Raw genomic sequence first — 20,852 nt, forward strand, 5'->3', positions numbered from 1 at the left:
CCGGCAGCGGATGCGTACTTTACGCACGAACCGGCGTGAGCACAAGGGCTTTTTCAAGAGATTGTCATCACGCTGTCACGGAGCGTCACACTCCCTCTTCTCCCTATCCTTGCCCTCTATCCTTGCCTTGATGCCGAGGCACGCTCCACCAGGCCAAGAATCGACTGATAACTGAGCCCTGAGTGCTCACTCAGCCCTATCTCACAGGTGCGCGAGTTGGAGACACCATAGTCACAGTCGGCGACCACGTCCTTCAGCCCTTTCAGCGCCGAAGCATTGAGCTCCGGTGTCGCGAAGCCCTTGTCTCCCGCGAAACCACAGCAGGTGATCTCTTCCGGCACGACGATCTCGGTCGCACACTGGCGCGCCAGTGCCACGAAACGCTCCGCCAAGCCCATGCGAACACTGGAGCAGGTGACATGCACCGCGACTCTTGCCTTGAGCGGTGTGATCGAGAGGTGTGGCAATAGATAGTCGAGCACCAGCTGCACCGGCTCGACCAGCGTCAGCGATACCTCGAGATGTTCACGTGCGTAGGCCTGTGCCTGGGCGAGACACGGGCTGGTATCACAGAAGATCGGCAGACGCCCGCCATCGCTCGCTTCCACCAGCGCGGCTGCCAACTCGGCGGCCTTGGTATCCCCAGCCTCGAACTGGCCCTTGGACTGGAAGGCCATGCCGCAGCACAGAGCATCCACTCCCTTGGGCAGAACGACTTCGAATCCCGCCTTGTCCATCAGGGCCAGCGCCATCTCGGTGGCGCTGCGCGGATCGATGTCGTCAGTGGCGACCCCGAAGACACGCGTAGCACAGGACGGAAAATAGACGACATGCCCATTGGGCGTCTCGTTGCGCCCCAATGGCTGCGCCAGAAGTTTGAGATAGGGACGCGGAGCGGCGGCCGGCATGCTGGGGGTCCATTGCTGCACCCTGTCGCCGGAGACCTTGCGGGCGGCCTGAGTCAGCCGTCGCATGTTGCGCGTACCGACCACACCATGCAGCCCATCTGCCAAGCGCAAGACACCGCGCATGCCACTGGTGACATGGGTGAAGTGCTCGCCGGCCCAGTGCGCCACCTTCATCTTGCCCGGATGATCGGCACCGGCGTTCTCCTCGTGGCGCAGACCGCGGATCAGATCCCCGGTATTGATGCCGACCGGACACTGGGTCGCACACAGACCATCTCCCGCGCAGGTCTCCATGCCTTGATAGGCGTAATTCTTCTTGAGCGCCGCCAGCTGAGCGCGCTGCTCTTCCGTCGGTATATCGAGGGCGGCGAGTCGTGCGATCTCACGCCGGATGACGATGCGCTGACGTGGAGTGAGGCTGAGATTCTTCGACGGACAGACCGACTCGCAGAATCCGCACTCGATGCAGCGATCCACCAGCGGGTCTGCTGCCGGGAGAGGCTTGAGGTTCTCCAGATGCAGACGGGAATTGCGCGTCAGGATGACTTCCGGATTGAGCAGATTGTCCGGGTCGAAAGCCTCCTTGATACGCCACATCAGGGCGTAGGCCTCCTTGCCCCACTCAAGCTCTACATAAGGTGCCATGTTGCGACCGGTGCCATGCTCGGCCTTGAGCGAACCACCGTACTCCTGCCCCACCAGCCGTGCGACGTCATCCATCAATGCCTGATAGCGCTCCACCTCGCCTTCACGCTCGAAGCCCTGCGGGAAGACGAAATGCAGGTTGCCTTCCAGCGCGTGGCCGAACAGGATCGCCTGGGAGTAGCCATGACGCTGGAAGACCTCCGTCAGCGCCCCGACCCCTTCCGCCAGCCGCTCGATGGGGAAGGCGACATCCTCGATGATCACGGTGGTCCCCAGGTCACGCACCGCACCGACCGCCGGAAACAGCCCCTTGCGGATCTTCCAGTACAACGCATAGCGCTGCGCATCCTGGGTGAAGGCCCACGCTTCACAGGTCTCGATGCCTTCCAGCACGCGGGCGACCTCCGCCATGCGTGCCTCCAGCTCCTGCTGATGCGCGCCGCGCACATCCACCAGCAGCGCGACCGCCGCTTCCGGCAGGGTGCGCAGCACCTCCGGCATGCCCGGCGCGTCCTCGACGGAGCGCAGCGCCGCGCGATCCATCAGCTCCACCGCCGCCACCGGCGCCGTCTTGAGCAGCATGGTGGCGCGACAGGCCGCATCGATGTTCGGGTAGTAGACCAGCGCCGCCGCCTTGTGTGACTCCTCGATCACCGTGCGATAGGTGATCGAGGCGATGAAGCCCAGCGTGCCTTCCGAGCCGATCATCAGATGCTTGAGGATCTCGAGACCATCGGCATAGTCGACCAGCGCATTGAGGCTGTAGCCGGTCGTGTTCTTGAGGCGGTACTTGTGGCGGATGCGCTCCGCCAGTTCAGGGTCCGCCCGCACATCGCAGGCCATCCTTTCCAACGCTGCCAGCAGGCCAGCGTGGCTTGCACGGAAGGCCTGTACGCTCTTCGGCACCGCCGTATCCAGGCAGGTGCCATCGGCGAGAATGACGCGAATGTCCTCCACGGTGCGATAACTGTTGTGTGCCGTGCCGCAGCACATGCCGGAGGCGTTGTTGGCCGCGATGCCACCGATCATGCAGCTGTTGATGGAGGCCGGGTCCGGGCCGATCTTGCGCCCGAAGGGGGCCAGCAATTGATTGGCACGCGCGCCGATCACCCCCGGCTGCAGGCGGATACGACTGCCCTGTTCCAGCACCTGCGCCCCACGCCACTCACCGCCCAGCTGGATGAGCACCGAATCCGTCAGCGCCTGACCGGACAGCGACGTCCCGGCCGCCCGGAAGGTTACCGGCAGCTTGCGCGCTCGGCACTCGCGCAGCACATGCCCCAGCTCCTGCTCGTCATGCACGCGCACCACCAGCTGCGGCACCAGGCGATAGAAGCTGGCATCCGTGCCGTAGGCCAGCGTCCGCAACGCGTCATGAATCAAGCGCTCAGCGGGAAGGTGCAATGCCAGCGCCTCGCGCAATGCCAGATAGGCAGCTGCACGCTCAGTCGCCGATGGGGTCTCGCTCAAGGCATCTCGTGCAATGGCGTCAGGAGCAGTCATGGCCAATCTCTTTTTGAAAAAACGGTGTGGATGTCAGTCAGGGCAGCATCACGAAAAGGCTCTGTCACTTGAGCAATGGGTCACTCAGGCCAAGCAAGTGGAACGCCAGCAAGCCAAGCACGCCAGAAGCCAATAGATAGTAAGCCGTCGGAATCGCCGTCATGCGCAGGGTGCGCCCCTCACGCCCCAGCAGGCCGACGGTCGCCGAGGCCGCCACCACATTGTGGATGGCGATCATGTTGCCGGCCGCCGCCCCGACCGCCTGCAGCGCCACCATCAGCGCTCCCGAGAGCCCGAGCTGGGCAGCGACATTGAACTGGAACTGCGACAGCATCATGTTCGAGACCGTGTTGGAGCCGGCGATGAAGGCCCCCAGCGCGCCAATGCCGGACGCGAACAGCGGATACGCCTGACCGAGACTGTCGGCCACCACGTTCGCCATCACCACCGGCATCGAGGCCAGGTCGTTCAGATTGACGCCGGAGTTGATCAGGATGCGCACCATGGGAATGGTGAACACCAGCACGAATCCGGCCCCGACCAGCGTGCGCCAGGATTCACTGGCCGCCGCCACCAGCTGACGCGTCTGCATGCGATGCAGCATCAGGGTGATCAGTGCCACGAAGACCATGATGCCGCCCGGCAGGTAGAGCGGTTGTATCGACCCCGACACACCGCTGGCCCCCAGCAGGTCCGTGGCACTGAACTGCACGCTGACCAGCCACGCCTTGACGTCGCCCGACACGCGCGAGGCGACCAGCATCAGCGCGATCAGGCCATAGGGCAGCCATGCCAGCCACAGTGGTAGCGGGCGTCTGCCGGCGGCGGCCATCTCGACCTCATCACGCTCCAGCGTCAGGTCGCCCAGCCAATGCCTGGGCCATTCAGCCTCGGGCGGAAAATCCCAGCTGTCCTTCGGCAGCAGAAAACCGACACGCGCCGCCGGCACCACGATGATCAGGCCGACCAGGGCACCGATCAGTGACGGGAATTCCGGGCCGAGGAAGACTCCCGCCGCCACGTAGGGCAGCGTGAAGCACAGCCCGGCGAACAGCGCGAACGGTGCGATCGACAGCCCTTCACTCCAGCGTTTCTTCGCGCCGAAGAAGCGCGTCATCATCACGGTCATGAACAGCGGCATCAGCAGGCCGACGATGCCATGCACGATGGCGACTTCCGAGGTGATCAGCTGCAGGAAGGCCTCCCAGCTGGAATGATTCGCCAGCAGCTGCTCGCTGAGGCTGGCCTTGTCGAGGCCTGCGTTCACGCCGATCACGATCGGCGTGCCCACCGCACCGAACGATACCGGCGTCGACTGGATCATCATGCCCACCATCACCGCCCCCAGCGCCGGGAAGCCGATGGCGACCAGCAGCGGCGCCGCGATGGCCGCAGGCGTCCCGAAGCCGGAAGCGCCCTCGATGAAGCTGCCGAACAGCCAGGCGATGATGATCGCCTGTACGCGACGATCCGGGCTGATGGTGGTGAAGGCACCGCGGATCACCGCGATCGCCCCGGAATGCTTGAGGGTGTTGAGCAGGAAGATGGCGCCGAAGATGATCCACAGCACCGAGACGGTGACCATCAGTCCCTGCAGCGTGGAGGCCAGAATGCGCGTCAGCGACATCTGCCACACGAAATAGCCGATGGCAGCGGTGACGAGGAAGACCAATGGCATGGCGCGGCGCGCGGGCCATTGCAGGCCGACGAGCAGGATGCCCGCCAGCAGAATGGGGGCAAAGGCCAGCAAGGCCAGGAGGGGCTCGGACATGACGGAAACTCCGCAGGCGAATTGTTGTGATTGTTGTCGGGCACAGCAGTGAAGCACTCGGGGTTGGCGCACCCTCTGGTCAGGTCTTCACATGAATTGGTCATACCAATTTACCTTGCTGCACCTCGGCATAATCTAGGCGTCGCCCTCATGGCGGTCAAACATCATGAGCTGCCTGATATCTAGACATTGGTCAAAGCACCATCGCCCTTTAAAATTGGTATTACCAATTGTTGGCAATCCCAATCAGCCACGCGAGGCGTGGTTGTCATACATATTGGTAAGACCAATGTCGGCTGTAGCGCGAAGTCGCCACACGCCACACTGATCCTCGGTCGCGCCTCTTCTGCATGCCGCACATCGGCTTGCAGCACTCGGCGCCACCTTTCACTCCTGCCGCAAGGACACTTCCATGCGTTACGCCCCCGTCCGCCAACCCCGTATCGCCGATGTGCTCACCGAACGCCTCGAGAGCATGATTCTCGAGGGCAGTCTGAAGCCCGGTGAGCGGCTTCCTCCGGAGCGCACCCTCGCCGAGCAGTTCGAGGTCTCGCGACCGTCCGTACGGGAAGCCATCCAGAAGCTGGCGGCGCGCGGGCTTTTGACCTCACGTCAGGGTGGCGGCACCTACGTGTCCGAAGAGTTGGCGCGCGCCTGGTCCGACCCGCTCAGTGCGCTGCTGGGTCGGCACTCCGAGTTCAATCTCGACCTGCTGGAGTTTCGCGACGCCCTGGAAGGCATCAGCGCCTATTACGCTGCCATGCGCTCCACCCCGGCCGACAAGGAGATGCTGCGTCAATGCTTCGAGACGCTGGAGAAGAGTTTCGAGGGACGTGATCCGGAACTGGAAGCCGGCGCGGATGCCGCCTTCCACCTCGCCATCGCCGAGGCCGCACACAACGTGGTGCTGCTGCACTCGATGCGCAGCCTGTTCCAGTTGCTGGAGAAGAGCATCGTGGCCAACCTGCGCCACCTGTTCGAGAAGCCCGAATCGCGTCCGCGCCTGATCCAGCAGCACCGCACCCTGTTCGAGGCGATCATGGAAGGACGCGCCGAGGACGCCCGCAACGCGGCCCACGAGCACCTGGTGTTCGTCGAGGATTCACTGCTGGAGCTGGAGCGCGCCGAAACCCGTGCACAGCGTGCCCTGCGCCGTGCCCAGGCCATGCCGGAGCGCTGAGGGTGCAACGCTGATGGATCAGTGAGGGTGGCCGTTCCCCCCCTTCCCCTTGAGCCCTTGCCCAGGAAGGCCTGCCGATGAAGGACACGCGTCTGCCTCACCACTGGCGTCTGCTGCTGGCGATCGTGCTACCGATCGGTCTGATGCTGTGCGTCTGGCAGGCGGTGGCCGTCGCGCGCAGCCAGTCACTCGAGCGCCTGACCCATGAAGCAGACAACGAGTTGCGCCTGACCGCCGCCAGCCTGCGTGGTCAACTGAGCCAGCATGCCTACCTGCCACGGCTGGTCGCCGAGAACGATCAGCTGCGCGCTTTCCTTGATGCCCCCGATGACCCCAGCGCCGAGATGGCACTCAATCAACGGCTGGATCGCATGCGCGCGCTCGCGAAGGTGTCCGACCTCTACCTGGTCAACGACGTCGGCACCACCATCGCCGCCAGCAACTGGCGCTCGGCATCCACCTTCATCGGCCAGAACTATCGCTTCCGCCCCTACTGGAAGGACGCCATCGATGGCGGCGAAGCACGCTTCTACGGGCTGGGGACCAGTTCCGGCGAGCGTGGCTACTTCTTCAGCGCCAGCGTGGTGAGTCCCCGCGGGCGGCGCGGCGTGGTGGTGGCCAAGGTGCAGATCGCCGCGCTGGAAGCGGCATGGCTGGATCAGAATGCCGACATCATGGTCACCGACCCGCACGGCGTGATCTTCATCGCCAGTCAGCCCGACCGGGTACTGCGCACGCTGGACCCCCTCAGTGACGAGACCCGCAACCGGCTGCTCGACACCCAGCGCTATGCCAATCAACGCCTGCGCCCCCTGCGGCTCTATCACCGTGAAGCCTTGTCCGATCTGTCGACGCCCGAGCCGCCCTTGCGTCTCGACGCCGTCACCACGGTCGAGCTGCTGCAACTGACGCCGGGCGATCTCTGGCAGCACGCCTGGTTGAGCCTGTCACGCCCGCTGCCGGACATCGGCTGGCGCCTGCATGTGCTCAAGCCACTGGCCCCGCTGCGCGGCAGCATCTGGCAAGCCGCCGGACTGGCCGCCGGTGGCTACGTACTGCTGTGCCTGCTGGCGGGGCTGGGCTGGCAACGGCTGCGCATCCTGCGCGAGCGGCGTCTGTTCGCCGAACGTGAACGACAGTCGCTCGCCGCCAGTCAGCAACGGGTGCGGGGCATCATCGACCGCACTCAGGCGGGGCTGTGCATCCTCGATGAACGTGCTCACCTGGTGTACCTCAATCCTACCGCCGTGGCGCTGTTCGGTTCGCCCTTGAGCGCCGATGCCTCACGGGACGACAGCCCCTGGCAGCCCAGCGCACGCGAAGGGCGTGACCTGCGCGAACTGTTCCTGCCGGCCGAGCGTGCGCTGCTGGACCACCTGACCCGCCCCCGCCCGATCGGGCCGCTGGAAGTGCATGGCCTGCGCAGCGGAGTGGCCGTGCCGCTGGAGCTGTCCTGCGCTCCGCTACCGAGCCCCAATGGCCCGCGCTGGCTGGTGACGGTCTTCGATGTCAGCGAGCGGCGCGCCCAGGCCGAGGCTCTCGCCCAGGCACGCGATGCCTTCGAGCAACGCGTGGTCGAGCGCACCCGTGACCTCGCTGCCAGCAATGCGCGCCTGAGCGCGGAAGTCGAGGAGCGTACCCGCGCCGAGCGTGAGCTGCGCGCGACCCGCGATGAACTGATCCAGACCGCCAAGCTGGCAGTGCTTGGCGAGCTGGCCGCCGGCATCAACCACGAGCTCAACCAGCCACTGGCCGCCATCCGCGCCTATGCCGAGAATGCCAGCGCCTTCCTCGCCCGTGCCCAGACACCTCAGGTCGAGAGCAACCTGCGCCAGATCACCGAGCTGACCCAGCGCATGGGCGAGATCAGCGCCCAGCTGCGCCAGTTCTCGCGCAAGAGTGGTGACCGCCTGGAAGCGGTCGACCTCGCCACCAGTCTCGACTATGCCCTGCGCCTGCTGCAGCCACGCCGTGATGCCCAGGCAGTCGACATCACGCGTGAGCAGAGCACCGCCCTGCCCAGGGTGCGCGCCGAACCGGTACGCCTCGAGCAGGTACTGGTCAATCTGCTCAGTAATGCACTGGATGCGCTGGCCGACAGGCCGTCAGCGCCAGCCTGCCTCCAGCTGAACCTGCATGAACGAGCCGGCAGTGAAGGCACGCAAGTGGTGCTGGAAGTGCATGACAACGGCCCGGGGCTTGCGCCAGCCCAGCTGACGCGGGTCTTCGAACCCTTCTATACCCAGCGCGCCGATGGCAAGGGACTGGGACTGGGGCTGTCGATCAGCGCGCGTATCGTGGCGGATCTCGGCGGCACCCTCGAGGCGCATCCCTCACCGCTGGGGGGCGCACTGTTCCGGCTGACGCTGCCGGCGTCGGGCACGCCATCACAGCCCCTTTCCCCATCCGCCGCCGCCAATTCACAGGAGCCGTCATGAGTGATGTCACGAATGCTGACATGCAGGTGCTGGTCGTGGATGACGAACCACATCTACGCGACAGCCTGAGCCAGAGCCTGATGCTGGCCGATTACCTCACCCGGCCGCTGGCCAGTGCCGAGGAAGCGCTTGAGATCCTGAACACCGAAGCCCCCTTCGAAGGCGTGGTGATCACCGACATCCGCATGCCGGGCATGGATGGTCTGAGCCTGCTGCGCGCTGCCCGTGAGCTGGATGACGAGCTGCCGGTGATCGTGATGACAGGGCATGGCGATGTCGATACCGCCGTCTCCGCCATGCAGGGCGGCGCCTGGGACTTCATCGAGAAACCCTTCGATCGTGAGCGGCTGCTGGACGGGGTGCGGCGTGCGGTGGCCGCCAGACGTCTGGCGCTGGAGAACCGCTCACTGCGCGAGCAGCTGGATACCCAGCGCAACAGCGCCGGGCCGCGCCTGGTCGGCAGCAGCGAGGTGATTCAGCGCCTGGATGCCCAGGTCTCACGGCTGGCGGCGGTGGATGCCGATACCCTGCTGTACGGCGAGACCGGAGCCGGCAAGGATCGCGTGGCCCGCTGTCTGCACGAGCGCAGTCTCCGTGCCAGCAAGCCCTTCGTGGCACTCAATTGTGGCGGCATGCCGGAAACGTTGATCGAGTCGGAGCTGTTCGGCCACGAAAAGGGGGCCTTTACCGGCGCCAGCGAGCGCCGGATCGGCAAGCTGGAACACGCCGACGGCGGCACCCTGTTTCTCGATGAGATCGAGTCCATGCCGATGTCGTTGCAGATCAAGCTGTTGCGTGTCCTTCAGGAGCGCAGTATCGAGCGACTGGGCAGCAATACACCGCGCCCCATCGACATCCGCGTCATCGCGGCCACCAAGCGTGACCTGCGTGAAGCGGCCAGCGCCGGCGACTTCCGTGAAGACCTCTACTACCGCCTGAATGTCGTCACGCTCTATCTGCCGCCACTGCGTGAGCATCGCGAGGATATCCTGCAGCTGTTCCGACACTTCGCCATTCTGGCCAGCGAGCGCACCAGTCTGGAGGTTCCGCCGCTGGATTCGCGTACGCTGCAGGCGCTGCTCGACCATGACTGGCCAGGCAATGTGCGTGAGCTGAGAAACTGTGCGGAGCGTCATGTGCTGCTGGGGGGACTGGAGGGCAATATCGGCGACAGCATGGCGGAGGGGCAGCCGCCGGGAGGGTCCGCCGAACAACGCAGCCTGCAGGCGGAGATGTCACTGGAAGAGAGCGTCAGCCAGGCAACCGAAGGGCAGGCACTGCCGACACGCATGGAGGCCTTCGAGGCCGCGCTCATCCGTGACGCGCTGGCCGCGTGCCGCGGACAGGTCGTGATGGCCTGCGAACGACTGGGACTGCCGCGCAAGACACTTTACGACAAGCTCAAGAAGCATGGCCTGAGTGCCGAACCCTACCGGCGCTGAAGCGCATGGCGGGCTGCGGGAGAGGTAGCCATCGTGTCAGACACCGGCCATCAGGCGAGACAGGCTGGCGCCGAAGACGGACAGCGGTCCCTGCAGGTGCATGATGTCCACCAGCACCGCCAGCGGCGGTAGCCAGGGAGTCATCGCGGCAATCACCGCCACCATCGCCAGCGAGTTGCCCGGCTCGCGGTAATCGAACAGCTTGAAGGCAGTGCCGAAACTCTTCTTGAGACGCGCTCCGACCATGTCGACGCTGTACATCTCATCCAGCAACAGATGGATCATGGCGCCGAACAACAGGGCGGCGCCCTGCCACCAGGCCTGCTCCTCACTCTGACCGAGCAGATGCAGACTGGCGGCCGTCACGCCCAGCGAGCACAGCAATGAGGCCAGCAGGGAATGCCAGATGCCGCGATGGACGGTGAAACGCTTGAAGATGGCGCTGGCCACATAGCGCACGCCCAGATAGGTCGCGCCGCCCGCCATCATCAGCGGCCCCGCCAGCAGGCGGTCCTGCAGCAGCAGCACGCAGGCCATGGTCGCCAGCACCGCAAACAGCGTGAACAGGATACGGATGGCGCGCGAGTTGTCGGAGTCGATGTCCGGCAGGATGCCACCGAAGGTCGTCAGGCTCGCCAGCGGCACACCCTCCGCCAGCGACCACAGGCCGCCTTGCCAGCCGGCCGCCGCCACGATACCGCCGGCAAAGGCTGCCACGGTGATATGGGTACGAAAATTGGCCATGAGATACGGGTCGCGAGCCCTCGACGATGTCACTGGACCAGTCACCACACGCTGGCACTGGATATATGTCCAGATTATGACGCAAGCATTTCATGAAAAACAATGGCTTGTCCGGGTTTGTGAGTGCAGATGCTGCCTCCACCGTCAACGCTCGGGAAATGCAGCCCCCGAAACGCGCACTCCCCCGCCAGCCAGGGCTGACGGGGGAGTGCTCTTTGCTGCGCTCGGGGAACTCCTTGAAGGAGGTTCAGCCGGCGTAATCCTCAGCCAGATGCTGATCCTTCAGCTTGACGTAGTTCACCGCCGAATAGGTGAAGAACTCACGCTCGCTGTCCTTGATGGGACGCAGCGCACGCGCGGGATTGCCCGCATACACATGCCCGCCTTCGAGACGCTTGCCAGGCGGCACCAGTGCGCCCGCCGCGATGATGACCTCATCCTCCACCACCACACCGTCCATCACGATGGCTCCCATGCCGACCAGCACGCGGTCATGGATGGTGCAGCCGTGCAGCACGGCCTTGTGGCCGATGGTGACGTCGTCACCGATTTCCAGCGGATGGCCGCCCGGATTGAAGTCGCTGGCGTGAGTGATGTGCAGCACTGCCCCGTCCTGCACGCTGGTACGCGCGCCGATACGGATACGGTGCATGTCGCCGCGGATCACGGCCAGTGGCCATACCGAGCTGTCATCACCGAGGGCGACATCGCCCAGTACGACACTGCTGGGGTCGATGAAAACCCGTTCGCCCAGCCGCGGCGTCAGGCCCTTGAAGGATCGAATGCTCATGCCTTGCCTCCTGAATTAGGCCACCAGCCTACTGCTCCCATCGTCATGATGCCAATAGCGCGGCAGCCTGAATCGCGTTGCGGTTTGCTCGACGACGCTCATTTCCCCGCCTTGCGGCACCGCCCCTCCCGAGGACTAAACGCCCTGCTCACGTAACCCTTGGCGGCCTACTTGAAGAAGCTCCACCCCAGCACGACCAGCACCAGCGGAATCGAGATCCAGCGCAGCACCCAACGCCAGCGACGGAAGAAACGACGCGACGTCCCCAGCCCCGCCAATGCCAGATTCTGCGGCATGATCCAGCCCGCGAAGATGGCGATCAGCAGGCCGCCGATCGGCAGGAAGAAGTCCGGCGGAATCGTCGTCACCACATCGAAGGCGTTCATCTCGCCCAGCAGGTGCACTTCCTTGAGGCTCGAGAAGGACAGCACCGACAACAGGCCCATCGCCCATACCGCGATGCCCACCGCCAGCGCGGCACGCCGACGTGTCATTCCCCAGCCCTGCAGCACCTCGACGATGGGCTCGGCGATGTTGATCGAGCTGGTCCAGGTCGCCAGCAGCAGCAACAGGAAGAACAGCGCCAGCAGCAGGCTGCCGCCCGGCAGATTGGCAAAGGCGATGGGCAGGCTGACGAACATCAGGCCGGGCCCGGAAGCCGGGTCCAGCCCCTGACTGAACACCGCCGCGAAGATGGCGATCCCCGCCAGCAATGCCACCCCGATGTCCAGCGCCGCCACGGCGATCGCGGCCGTCGGCAGACTCTGGCGCTCCGGCATGTAGGCGCCATAGGCCATCAGCGCACAGGCGCCGACCGCCAGCGTGAAGAAGGCATGCCCCATGGCATTGAGCACCACGTCCAGCGTGATGGCGTCGGGATTGGGCATGAACAGCCAGCTGATGGCGGGACCGAAGCCCGGAGTGCTGATGCTGTAACCGGCCAATGCCAGCAGCAGCACATAGAGCAGCGGCATCATCAGGTTGTTGAGACGCTCGAGCCCCGAGGAGATGCCGGCGGCCACCACGCTCATGGTCATCAGCATGAAGACGGTGTGGTTGAAGGTCATGGTGACCGGGTCTTCCAGAAAGGCACCGAAGGAGGCGCCGATCTCCGGCGGGCTCATGCCGCTGAAGTCACCCTTCAGTGAATCGACCAGATACTCGATCGACCAGCCCGACACCACCGAATAGAACGACAGGATGAAGAACATGGTGATGGCACCGAAGAAGCCCAGCCAGCGCCAGTTCGGCGTACGGCCGGCGCTGGTCGCCAGATGGGCGAGCGCCTGCATCGGCCCGCGCCGACCGGCGCGACCGATCATGATCTCGGCCATCATCACCGGCAGGCCCAGCAGCAGCACGAAGCCGATGTACAGCAGCAGAAAGGCCGAACCGCCGTTCTCGCCCGTCATGTACGGGAAGCGCCAGATGTTGCCCAACCCGACGGCAGCGCCGGTGACGGCCAGGATGAAGGCGCGGCGACTGCCCCAGCGTTCGGTGGTTTCGCTCATGTCTGCTCTCGTGGTGAAGAATCGATAGTCAATGAAGGCTCATCAGGGGCTGCAAGATAGCAGCCGCGTCGTTCAGGGCCAATGCGGGCTCGGCTCGGGCGTCCCACGCGGAGAGGTCCGGGCCGCCTCCTATCGGGTCGATAGATTGAATAACACGCGCCAAGGCCTCACATTCTAGGTATCCCCGCGGCGACGGTGACACCGTTCTCGTGGCGCCTCCGATGCGCCAGTCTTCCTTTACCGTTCACCGCTGCCGCCCATCCGAATGACGCGAGGTACACTATGTCGATCAATCCCCTGCTGGAACGCAACACTCTGCCCCCCTTCGACACCCTCAAGGCCGAGCATGTCGAAGACGCGATCAGCGAACTGCTGGAGCACAACCAGCAGGAGATCGAGCGCCTGATCGAGGCCACCCGCGACGACACGCGCTGGGACAACTTCGCCGCGCCGCTGGAAGCGCTGGGCGACCGCCTGAGTCAGGCCTGGTCACCGGTCTCGCACCTCAACTCGACCATGAATTCCCCCAAGCTGCGCGAGGCCTATCAGGCCTGTCTGGCCAAGCTGTCGGCCTACTCCACCTGGGTGGGTCAGAACAGCGATCTGGCTGCGGCCTATCAGCGCCTTGCGGACAGCGACGAATTCGCAAGCCTCGATGAAGCCCAGCAGAAGGCGATCACCAACAGTCTGCGCGATTTCCGTCTCGCCGGTGTCGATCTGCCCCAGGACAAGAAGCAGCGTTATGGCGAGATCCAGGCGCGCCTGTCCGAACTCTCCAACACCTTCTCCAACCATGTGCTGGATGCCACCCAGGCCTGGCACAAGGATGTCGAGGAAGAGGCGCTGGCGGGCGTGCCGGAAAGCGGCCTCGCGGCGCTCAAGGCCAACGCCGAGGCCAAGGGGCTGGAAGGCTATCGCATCACCCTGGACTTCCCGAGCTTCTTCCCGGTGCTCAGCTACGCCGACAACCGCGAGCTGCGCGAGGAGGTCTACACCGCCTTCGTCACCCGCGCCTCGGAAAAGGGTCCCAACGCCGGTGATTTCGACAACGGTCCGGTGATCGAGGAGATTCTGGCCCTGCGTCAGGAACTGGCCAGGCTGATCGGTTTCGACGATTACGCCTCACTGTCACTGGCGACCAAGATGGCCGACTCGCCGGCACAGGTCATCAGCTTCCTCGAGGACCTCGCGACCCGTGCAGTGCCCCAGGCGCGTGAAGAGTTCAACGAGCTGGCGGCCTACGCCACCGAAAGCCTCGGCATCGATGACCTGCAACCGTGGGATGTCGGCTACGCCAGCGAGAAGCTGCGCGAATCACGCTACGCGATCAATCAGGAACAGCTGCGCCCCTACTTCCCGGCGCCGCAGGCCATCGATGGACTGTTCGAGGTGGTCAATCGCCTCTACGGCATCACCTTCCAGCAGCGTGAAGTGCCGGTGTGGCACGACGACGTCAGCTACTACGAGGTGATCGAGAATGACACGCCGATCGCCGGCTTCTATCTCGATCTCTATGCCCGCGAAGGCAAGCGTGGCGGCGCCTGGATGGATGAGTGCCGCGTGCGTCGTCGCCGCGAGGATGGCAGCCTGCAGTTGCCGGTCGCCTATCTGACCTGCAACTTCACCCGCCCGGTGGGTGGCCGCCCGGCGCTGCTGACCCACGATGAAGTGGTCACGCTGTTCCACGAGTTCGGCCACGGTCTGCATCACATGCTGACCCGTCAGGAAGTCGCCGAAGTCTCCGGCATCAATGGCGTGGCGTGGGACGCCGTCGAGCTGCCCAGCCAGTTCATGGAGAACTTCTGCTACGAGCGTGAAGGGCTGGATCTGATCGCGCGTCACGTGGATACCGGCGAGCGCCTGCCCGACGACATGCTCGAGCGCCTGCAGGCGGCACGCAACTTCCAGGCGGCGATGACCATGGTCCGCCAGCTGGAATTCTCGCTGTTCGACTTCCGCCTGCATCACGAGCTCGACACGCCGTCCGCCGGCGATGTCCAGACGCTGCTCGACGAGGTACGCAGCAAGGTCGCCGTGGTCCCGGCGGTCGAGTTCAACCGCTTCCAGAATGGCTTCAGCCACATCTTCGCCGGCGGTTACGCCGCGGGTTATTACAGCTACAAGTGGGCCGAAGTGCTGTCGGCGGATGCCTTCAGCGCCTTCGAGGAAAGCGCGGTCTTCGACACCGCCACCGGTCAGCGCTTCCGGGAAGAGGTACTGGCCAAGGGTGGCTCGCGTGATGCCGCCGAGCTGTTCCGCGCCTTCCGGGGCCGTGACCCGCAGGTCGATGCCCTGCTGCGTCACTCCGGTATCGGTGCCCAGGCGGCCTGAGCCTCGCCCAGACGCCGGTCTTGATGACGGCGCAAGCCTGATCACACACCGCTGTCCCTGCGCCCCTGACCTTTGCCGGTCGGGGGCGTATCATATGGCGCATCGTCCGCCTGACGCTCGCATTGCCCGATGCCGAGCGGCCTGACACAACCAGATCCTGACTGGAGGCACCATGTCTACCATCAAGCGCTTCATCGCGGGTGCCGTCTGCCCACGCTGCGGAGCAATGGACCGCCTGCGCACCTGGGAGCAGAACGAGACACGCTACCGTGACTGCGTGTCCTGTGACTTCTTCGAGCAACAGGCCATCGAGGAACCGCCCACCCTCGAGGAGCTGTCCACGCGCGTGAACGCGCCACGCGACGAGCCCGCGAGTGATGAGGTCCAGCCGGTGCGTATCCTGGACCCCGGCAAGCGGCATTGACCGCATGTGATATCGCGAGCCCCCCGTGGAATCCGTGCTTGCTGCATGAAAAAGCCCCGCCAGATGGCGGGGCTTTTGCGTATCAGCTCGACGGACTGTCAGCTCGACTGGCCCACGGCTTTCATTTGACCACGCCGCAGGCAACGCGCGAGCCGCCACCGCCCAGCTTGGGCGTATCGGTGTAGTTGTCACCGCCGGAGTGGATCATCAGCGCATGACCGCCGAGATCGCTCTCCTTGAGGCGCGGAGCCAACACCGGCAGCGAGATCTTGCCATCGGCATCGACGCTCAGCGCCGGAAGATCGCCCAGGTGGCCATCGCCATACGGGCCCTGGTGGGTGCCGGTCTCCTCTGGGTCGAAGTGGCCACCTGCCGCGGCACCGGCCACGGCCTCACCGTCCTTCTCGGCGGGTTCGCAGCTGGCATTGGCATGCAGGTGGAAGCCATGGATGCCGCTTTCGAGCCCTTCGATCTTCGGCGTCAGCAGCAGACCATCAGCAGTGTCCTCGGCCATGATGCTACCGACGGTCTCGCCGACCCCGTCACTGCTGACACGATGCATTTCCACCTCGGTGGCCGCCTGGGCGACACCCCCGAACAACCAGGCACCCAGCGCCACCGCAGCGGCGCTCTTGAAGGGCTTTCTGGTAGATGACGCAAAGGATGCCGTGTGCTGTGTCTCGTGATTCATGAGCAATCTCTCCTTCACTGAGGCCGGCTCCACTGCCGACGCCTTGAGTGGCTTGCGGGCCGCTGTCGCAAGCGGCTACCCCTCAGACCTCAGGGCGAGAGACGTCACATTCAATGCAATTCTGCCAATGACTTGCCGCGCACGCCGGGCGAGCACACCTCAGCGAGAAGAGATCCCCAGGTTTTCCAGCACCTTGAGACACGGCCCGGCCTGGTTGAGGGTATAGAAATGCAGACCCGGCGCGCCGCCATCCAGCAGACGCTGACTCATCCGCGAGATCACCTCGGTACCGAAGGCCTGGAGGCTCTCGCTGTCATCGGCGTAGCTCTCGAGCTGCCTGCGAATCCAGCGCGGAATCTCGGCACCGCAGGAGTCGGAGAAACGCGCCAGCTTGGTGTAATTGGTGATCGGCATGATGCCCGGGATGATCGGCTGCTGGATGCCCAGATCACGTGCTCGCTCCACGAAGTGGAAGTAGGCATCGGCATTGAAGAAGTACTGGGTGATGGCGATGTCGGCCCCGGCATTCATCTTGCGTGCGAAGTTCTCCAGATCCATACGGTAGTTGTCAGCCTGCGGGTGACACTCCGGGTAGGCCGCCACCGCGATCTCGAAATGATCGCCGGTCTCCTCGCGCACGAACTCGACCAGCTCATTGGCGTAACGCAGCTCGCTGCGCGAGCCCATCCCGGACGGCAGATCCCCGCGCAACGCCACCAGACGCTTGACGCCCTGCTCGCGATATTGCGCCAGGATCTCGCGCAGCTCGCCGCGGTCACTGCCGACACACGACAGGTGCGGCGCGGTACAGATGCCGCTGGCGCTGACCGACTGCACGGTGTTGAAGGTGCGCTCACGCGTGGAGCCACCCGCGCCATAGGTGACCGAGAAGAATGCCGGCTCCAGCGCGGCCAGGCGGTCACGGACACCCATCAGCTTTTCATGTCCCACCTCGGTATTCGGTGGAAAGAACTCGAAACTGATGCCTGAGGGGTGTTCGCTGACGCTCATGGGGCGGCCTCCTGGTCGGTCGTGTCCGGCATTGATGTTCTTGTGCCGCACACGTCGCGGTGTGCGTGCTGCCGTGTGACGCTGCGCTGATGACACAAGCACGCGCACGGTGCATGTCATGCATCATGACCTGCGCCTCGATCCACGGCCAATGAAAGGTTTTCGCCTCAACATCAATATCATTCATATAAGAATCTGCTTTCTTATAACCACAACGCCTTACCCGACTCACCTGCTGCGCGACATCTTCCCTGCGGCCTGAGCAGGCGCCGTTTTCGAGATGACGTCGGCACATGACTCACGGCATGATGGCTCGCACGCCCCCGCCCCGCTTCACAAGGAACCGTGATGGATCACCTGGATCTGCAGCAACCGCTCTGGATGCTGATCACCTTCGTTGCCATCGGCGCACTGTGCGCCCGCAAGCTGGCCATCGACCCACGCCCCATCGCCACCTTGCTGATCTACGTGATCGCGCCGCTGACCTTCTTCCGCGGACTGGTGCTGGGCGAGCCCTCCTTGAGCGATCTGGGTCTGACATTGGGCCTGTTCACGCTGTCGAGCCTCATCTGTCTGCTGGTGCGTCCACTGGCCGCGAAGTTCTTCCCGCCGCAGGAGGCCGCCTTGCTCGCCTTCTCTTCCGGCACCGGCAACACCGGCTACTTCGGCCTGCCGGTCGCGATGCTGTTGCTGCCGCCGGAAGGCGTGACCCAGTACCTGTTCTGCCTGCTTGGCATCACCCTGTATGAGTTCACGCTGGGCTTCTACGTCAGTGCGCGCGGGCAGTTCTCGATGCAGCAAAGTCTGGTGAAGATCGCGCGGCTGCCGCTGATCTACGCCTTCATGGCCGCACTGCTGGTCGGCACGCTGGGGCTTCAGGTGCCGGGGGCGGTCATGGAGGGGCTCGACTACTTCAAGTACAGCTACACGGTGCTGGGCATGATGATCATCGGCATGACGCTGGGGGGCATCAGCCTGCGCGAGGTCGACCCGCGCTTCATCCTGGCCGCGACTGCCCTGCGTTTCGTGATGTGGCCGCTGCTGAGTCTGGGCAGCGTGATGCTGCTGGGCAGCCTGTTCGCACTCGACCCGGTACTGGCGCAGGTCCTGCTGCTGCTGGGGGTGGTGCCGATGGCCGCCAATGTGGTCGTGCTGGCCATCGAGCTGAACATCCAGCCGGCCAAGGGCGCGATCGCGGTGATGCTGACTACCCTGGCGGCCCCGCTGATCATCCCACTCTACCTGTCATGGATGCTGACGATCAGCGGGCTGGGGTGAGGCTCAGGCCCCGGCCATCTCGGGGGTGACGGCCTCGGTGGCGGGTGGCACGGCCTGACGCGGCATCACATGACGCGGGGCGCTTTCGAGAATCTGCCCCTGCCAGTCGATCAGATGCAGTGCGCCGTCGCCATCTTCCGCCAGCGCAGTGCAGTGCTCTACCCAGTCGCCGTCGTTGCAGTAGAGCACGCCATCCTCGACCCGAAAGCCCGCCTGGTGGATATGCCCACCGACATAGCCATCCAGGCCTTCGAGACGGGCCTGGCGCATGGCCGCCTCCTCGAACTGGGCCACGTAGCGCTGGGCGACGCCACTGCGGCGCTTGAGCGCGCTGGCCAGCGACCAGTAAGGCAGACCGAACATGCCACGCGCGCGGTTGCACCAGCGATTGAGCGACAGGATGAAGCCGTGCATGCCATCCCCCAGCGTGAGCAGCCACGGCGCGATGCGCACATGGGTATCGAATTCATCGCCGTGGGAGACCAGCAGGCGGCGCCCGCTGCCGGTGGTGTGGATCGCGCGCCGCTCGATGCTCACGTTGTGGAGCTTCAGACCGCACAGACGACGGAAGGCGGCATCGTGATTGCCGGGAATGTAGATGACCTCGCAGCCACTGCGTGCCAGGCGCAGTACCCGCGCCACCAGCGCCTGCTGGTCCTTGTCGAGCACCGCACGCTTGCGCATCGCCAGCAGATCCACGATATCGCCGACCAGATACAGACGCTCAGGGCGCACGCGCCGCAGCAGCTTCGCGAGCAGCGCCGCCTGACAGTCCGGCGTGCCCAGATGCACGTCCGAGATGAACAATGTCCGCACCTGGCCGAGTGACGCATGCCGTGGCGCCGCCTCTGCAGAAGACGCCGGAGAAGACGGGGGAGCGAAGTGCGGCACGGGCATGTCAGTTACCTCTGATCAATCACCTCGGGATCGGCGAGCGCAGACAGACATGGCTACGCCCCGGATTGCCGGACCAGAGTGACCGCGTGCGATGACGCCTCCATAACAGGACCATGACCGGGCGATGACAACCCGCCGCTCACGCCTGCTGATTGCTCCCCTTTACCACCGCATGCCGGCCGGCGCGCTTCTGGCGGTACATGCGATCATCCGCGATGTGGATGAGATCCTGCACGCTGATCTCGCCCTGCAGTACCGAGTCATGCGTGACCCGCCCGATGCTCACCTCGACCGGAAAGGCGATCTGCTCCTCGAGACGTTGCGCCTCCAGGTGATGCATCAGCTGATTCGCCGCCTGCTGACTGGCCATGTCGCAGGCCCCGGGCAGCACGACCAGAAACTCGTCTCCGCCCAGACGGCAGGCCATCCCTTCCTCTCCCGCGGCCTGTGCCGCGCCTGCGGCGACCAGCTGGATCAGCCGGTCCCCCTGGGGATGGCCAAAGGTGTCGTTGACGTACTTCAAGCGATCGACATCCACGAACAGGATGGATAGACACCGGCGTTCTCGCAGGCTGGCGGCCAACGTCCTGTCGAGAAACTCGAGACCACAGCGGCGGTTGGGCAGGCTGGTCAGCAGGTCATGGTTGGCACGGTATTCCAGCTCATGCTGCTGCGTGAGCAGCTGCTGATTCATGTGGCTGAGCTCGGCGTTGCGCACCTCCAGTGCCCGGCGCAGCTTGACGGTACGCAGGAAAGTGGAGCTGCGGGCGTGCGCCAGCGCCGGCGCCATGATCATCGTCGCGATCATGTAGGCACCTCCCGCGCCGGCAAGGTCCTTGAGCGAGAGCGGGCTCAGCCATAGAAAGAGCGGCAGATAGCCCAGTATCAACGGCAGACTGCTGACCAGCTGGTACCGCCAGCCCCACACCAGCCACGCCGGCATGGCGATCAGCATGGAGGTCGAGAAGCTCAGGTTCCACAGCGATAGCGTGATGGCATCCTGGATCATCGTCGCGCCGAAGCAGAAATACAGATTGGCGCAGACGGCGCCGAGCAATGCGATATCGTCGGGCCGACGTGGCTGGCGACGCAGTAGCGTCACACACAGCACACAGACACCGAGAAGCAGAAAGCGCCCGAGCCACAGAGTCGGCCAGGCGTCAGGGACCTGGAAGTAATCGAACAGCAGAAAGCACGCCAGACCCGCCATCGCGAACAGCACGAAGGTATGATTGAGTCGCGCCCGATAATGGCGAGACTCCTCATCCTCCATCTCACTGCATGGCAT

General features: G+C 64.5%; 15 protein-coding genes. 6 read left to right on the forward strand and 9 right to left on the reverse strand.

What is annotated here, in order from left to right; genetic code table 11:
* Positions 1 to 116: 116 nt before the first annotated feature.
* Positions 117 to 3,056: an FAD-binding and (Fe-S)-binding domain-containing protein gene (locus QD172_RS10065; RefSeq protein WP_279855700.1), complete on the reverse strand. Its 2,940-nt coding sequence runs from the start codon at positions 3,054 to 3,056 to the stop codon at positions 117 to 119.
* Positions 3,057 to 3,120: 64 nt separating this feature from the next.
* Entirely contained in the window at positions 3,121 to 4,827 is a 1,707-nt protein-coding gene (locus QD172_RS10070; RefSeq protein ID WP_279855701.1) for an L-lactate permease, read from the reverse strand.
* Positions 4,828 to 5,239: 412 nt separating this feature from the next.
* On the opposite strand from QD172_RS10070, the gene QD172_RS10075 reads away from it, so the two are divergent.
* The 3 genes from QD172_RS10075 to QD172_RS10085 all read left to right on the forward strand — a co-directional run bounded on the left by QD172_RS10075 (position 5,240) and on the right by QD172_RS10085 (position 9,887).
* Positions 5,240 to 6,007 (forward strand): FCD domain-containing protein, encoded by a 768-nt coding sequence (locus QD172_RS10075; RefSeq protein WP_077379971.1) that lies wholly within the window; start codon positions 5,240 to 5,242, stop codon positions 6,005 to 6,007.
* A 77-nt stretch (positions 6,008 to 6,084) separates the two neighbouring features.
* Positions 6,085 to 8,445 carry an ATP-binding protein gene (locus QD172_RS10080; protein ID WP_279855702.1) on the forward strand — a complete coding sequence of 787 codons (2,361 nt, stop codon included), beginning with the start codon at positions 6,085 to 6,087 and terminating at the stop codon, positions 8,443 to 8,445.
* Positions 8,442 to 9,887, forward strand: coding sequence for a sigma-54 dependent transcriptional regulator (locus tag QD172_RS10085; protein ID WP_084207741.1), 1,446 nt, complete (start codon positions 8,442 to 8,444; stop codon positions 9,885 to 9,887). Before QD172_RS10080 ends, QD172_RS10085 begins: the two co-directional genes overlap by 4 nt.
* Before the next feature lie 36 nt (positions 9,888 to 9,923).
* Here the strand turns inward: QD172_RS10085 and QD172_RS10090 are convergent, their stop codons facing one another.
* The 3 genes from QD172_RS10090 to QD172_RS10100 all read right to left on the reverse strand — a co-directional run bounded on the left by QD172_RS10090 (position 9,924) and on the right by QD172_RS10100 (position 12,932).
* Positions 9,924 to 10,631, reverse strand: a complete 708-nt coding sequence (locus QD172_RS10090) for a metal-dependent hydrolase (protein ID WP_077379967.1) — start codon at positions 10,629 to 10,631, stop codon at positions 9,924 to 9,926.
* Positions 10,632 to 10,878: 247 nt separating this feature from the next.
* Positions 10,879 to 11,421, reverse strand: a complete 543-nt coding sequence (locus QD172_RS10095; protein ID WP_077379965.1) for a gamma carbonic anhydrase family protein — start codon at positions 11,419 to 11,421, stop codon at positions 10,879 to 10,881.
* A 167-nt stretch (positions 11,422 to 11,588) separates the two neighbouring features.
* Positions 11,589 to 12,932: a sodium-dependent transporter gene (locus QD172_RS10100; protein WP_176493858.1), complete on the reverse strand. Its 1,344-nt coding sequence runs from the start codon at positions 12,930 to 12,932 to the stop codon at positions 11,589 to 11,591.
* Between the two features lie 282 nt (positions 12,933 to 13,214).
* Here QD172_RS10100 and prlC point away from each other — a divergent pair, with 282 nt between their 5' ends.
* Both prlC and QD172_RS10110 read left to right on the forward strand, forming a co-directional pair.
* Positions 13,215 to 15,263 (forward strand): oligopeptidase A, encoded by a 2,049-nt coding sequence (prlC, locus tag QD172_RS10105; protein WP_084207739.1) that lies wholly within the window; start codon positions 13,215 to 13,217, stop codon positions 15,261 to 15,263.
* A 172-nt stretch (positions 15,264 to 15,435) separates the two neighbouring features.
* Entirely contained in the window at positions 15,436 to 15,687 is a 252-nt protein-coding gene (locus tag QD172_RS10110; RefSeq protein ID WP_077379959.1) for a YheV family putative zinc ribbon protein, read from the forward strand.
* Between the two features lie 121 nt (positions 15,688 to 15,808).
* Here QD172_RS10110 and sodC read toward each other — a convergent pair whose 3' ends face one another.
* Together sodC and metF are read right to left on the reverse strand one after the other, a co-directional pair.
* Positions 15,809 to 16,378 carry a superoxide dismutase family protein gene (gene sodC, locus QD172_RS10115; protein WP_084207737.1) on the reverse strand — a complete coding sequence of 190 codons (570 nt, stop codon included), beginning with the start codon at positions 16,376 to 16,378 and terminating at the stop codon, positions 15,809 to 15,811.
* Between the two features lie 159 nt (positions 16,379 to 16,537).
* Positions 16,538 to 17,389 carry a methylenetetrahydrofolate reductase [NAD(P)H] gene (metF, locus tag QD172_RS10120; RefSeq protein ID WP_279855703.1) on the reverse strand — a complete coding sequence of 284 codons (852 nt, stop codon included), beginning with the start codon at positions 17,387 to 17,389 and terminating at the stop codon, positions 16,538 to 16,540.
* 348 nt (positions 17,390 to 17,737) lie between these two features.
* Here metF and QD172_RS10125 point away from each other — a divergent pair, with 348 nt between their 5' ends.
* On the forward strand, positions 17,738 to 18,667 hold the full coding sequence (locus tag QD172_RS10125; protein ID WP_077379953.1) for an AEC family transporter: 930 nt from the start codon (positions 17,738 to 17,740) through the stop codon (positions 18,665 to 18,667).
* 3 nt (positions 18,668 to 18,670) lie between these two features.
* Here QD172_RS10125 and QD172_RS10130 read toward each other — a convergent pair whose 3' ends face one another.
* On the reverse strand, positions 18,671 to 19,564 hold the full coding sequence (locus QD172_RS10130) for a UDP-2,3-diacylglucosamine diphosphatase (RefSeq protein ID WP_176493856.1): 894 nt from the start codon (positions 19,562 to 19,564) through the stop codon (positions 18,671 to 18,673).
* A 139-nt stretch (positions 19,565 to 19,703) separates the two neighbouring features.
* The gene (locus tag QD172_RS10135; RefSeq protein ID WP_167592949.1) at positions 19,704 to 20,852 is read right to left on the reverse strand and encodes a diguanylate cyclase; all 1,149 of its coding nucleotides are present in this window, start codon (positions 20,850 to 20,852) and stop codon (positions 19,704 to 19,706) included.

The sequence above is a fragment of the Cobetia sp. 10Alg 146 genome, from assembly GCF_029846385.1.
Lineage (GTDB): Bacteria > Pseudomonadota > Gammaproteobacteria > Pseudomonadales > Halomonadaceae > Cobetia > Cobetia marina.

Excerpts from the sequence above, each read along its gene's own strand:
- QD172_RS10075 (WP_077379971.1), top strand. The coding sequence starts at position 5,240 with ATGCGTTACGCCCCCGTCCGCCAACCCCGTATCGCCGATGTGCTCACC.
- QD172_RS10065 (WP_279855700.1), bottom strand. The coding sequence starts at position 3,056 with ATGACTGCTCCTGACGCCATTGCACGAGATGCCTTGAGCGAGACCCCA.
- sodC (WP_084207737.1), bottom strand. The coding sequence starts at position 16,378 with ATGAATCACGAGACACAGCACACGGCATCCTTTGCGTCATCTACCAGA.
- QD172_RS10070 (WP_279855701.1), bottom strand. The coding sequence starts at position 4,827 with ATGTCCGAGCCCCTCCTGGCCTTGCTGGCCTTTGCCCCCATTCTGCTG.
- QD172_RS10085 (WP_084207741.1), top strand. The coding sequence starts at position 8,442 with ATGAGTGATGTCACGAATGCTGACATGCAGGTGCTGGTCGTGGATGAC.
- QD172_RS10135 (WP_167592949.1), bottom strand. The coding sequence starts at position 20,852 with ATGCCATGCAGTGAGATGGAGGATGAGGAGTCTCGCCATTATCGGGCG.
- QD172_RS10090 (WP_077379967.1), bottom strand. The coding sequence starts at position 10,631 with ATGGCCAATTTTCGTACCCATATCACCGTGGCAGCCTTTGCCGGCGGT.
- QD172_RS10130 (WP_176493856.1), bottom strand. The coding sequence starts at position 19,564 with ATGCCCGTGCCGCACTTCGCTCCCCCGTCTTCTCCGGCGTCTTCTGCA.
- prlC (WP_084207739.1), top strand. The coding sequence starts at position 13,215 with ATGTCGATCAATCCCCTGCTGGAACGCAACACTCTGCCCCCCTTCGAC.
- metF (WP_279855703.1), bottom strand. The coding sequence starts at position 17,389 with ATGAGCGTCAGCGAACACCCCTCAGGCATCAGTTTCGAGTTCTTTCCA.
- QD172_RS10095 (WP_077379965.1), bottom strand. The coding sequence starts at position 11,421 with ATGAGCATTCGATCCTTCAAGGGCCTGACGCCGCGGCTGGGCGAACGG.
- QD172_RS10100 (WP_176493858.1), bottom strand. The coding sequence starts at position 12,932 with ATGAGCGAAACCACCGAACGCTGGGGCAGTCGCCGCGCCTTCATCCTG.
- QD172_RS10125 (WP_077379953.1), top strand. The coding sequence starts at position 17,738 with ATGGATCACCTGGATCTGCAGCAACCGCTCTGGATGCTGATCACCTTC.
- QD172_RS10110 (WP_077379959.1), top strand. The coding sequence starts at position 15,436 with ATGTCTACCATCAAGCGCTTCATCGCGGGTGCCGTCTGCCCACGCTGC.
- QD172_RS10080 (WP_279855702.1), top strand. The coding sequence starts at position 6,085 with ATGAAGGACACGCGTCTGCCTCACCACTGGCGTCTGCTGCTGGCGATC.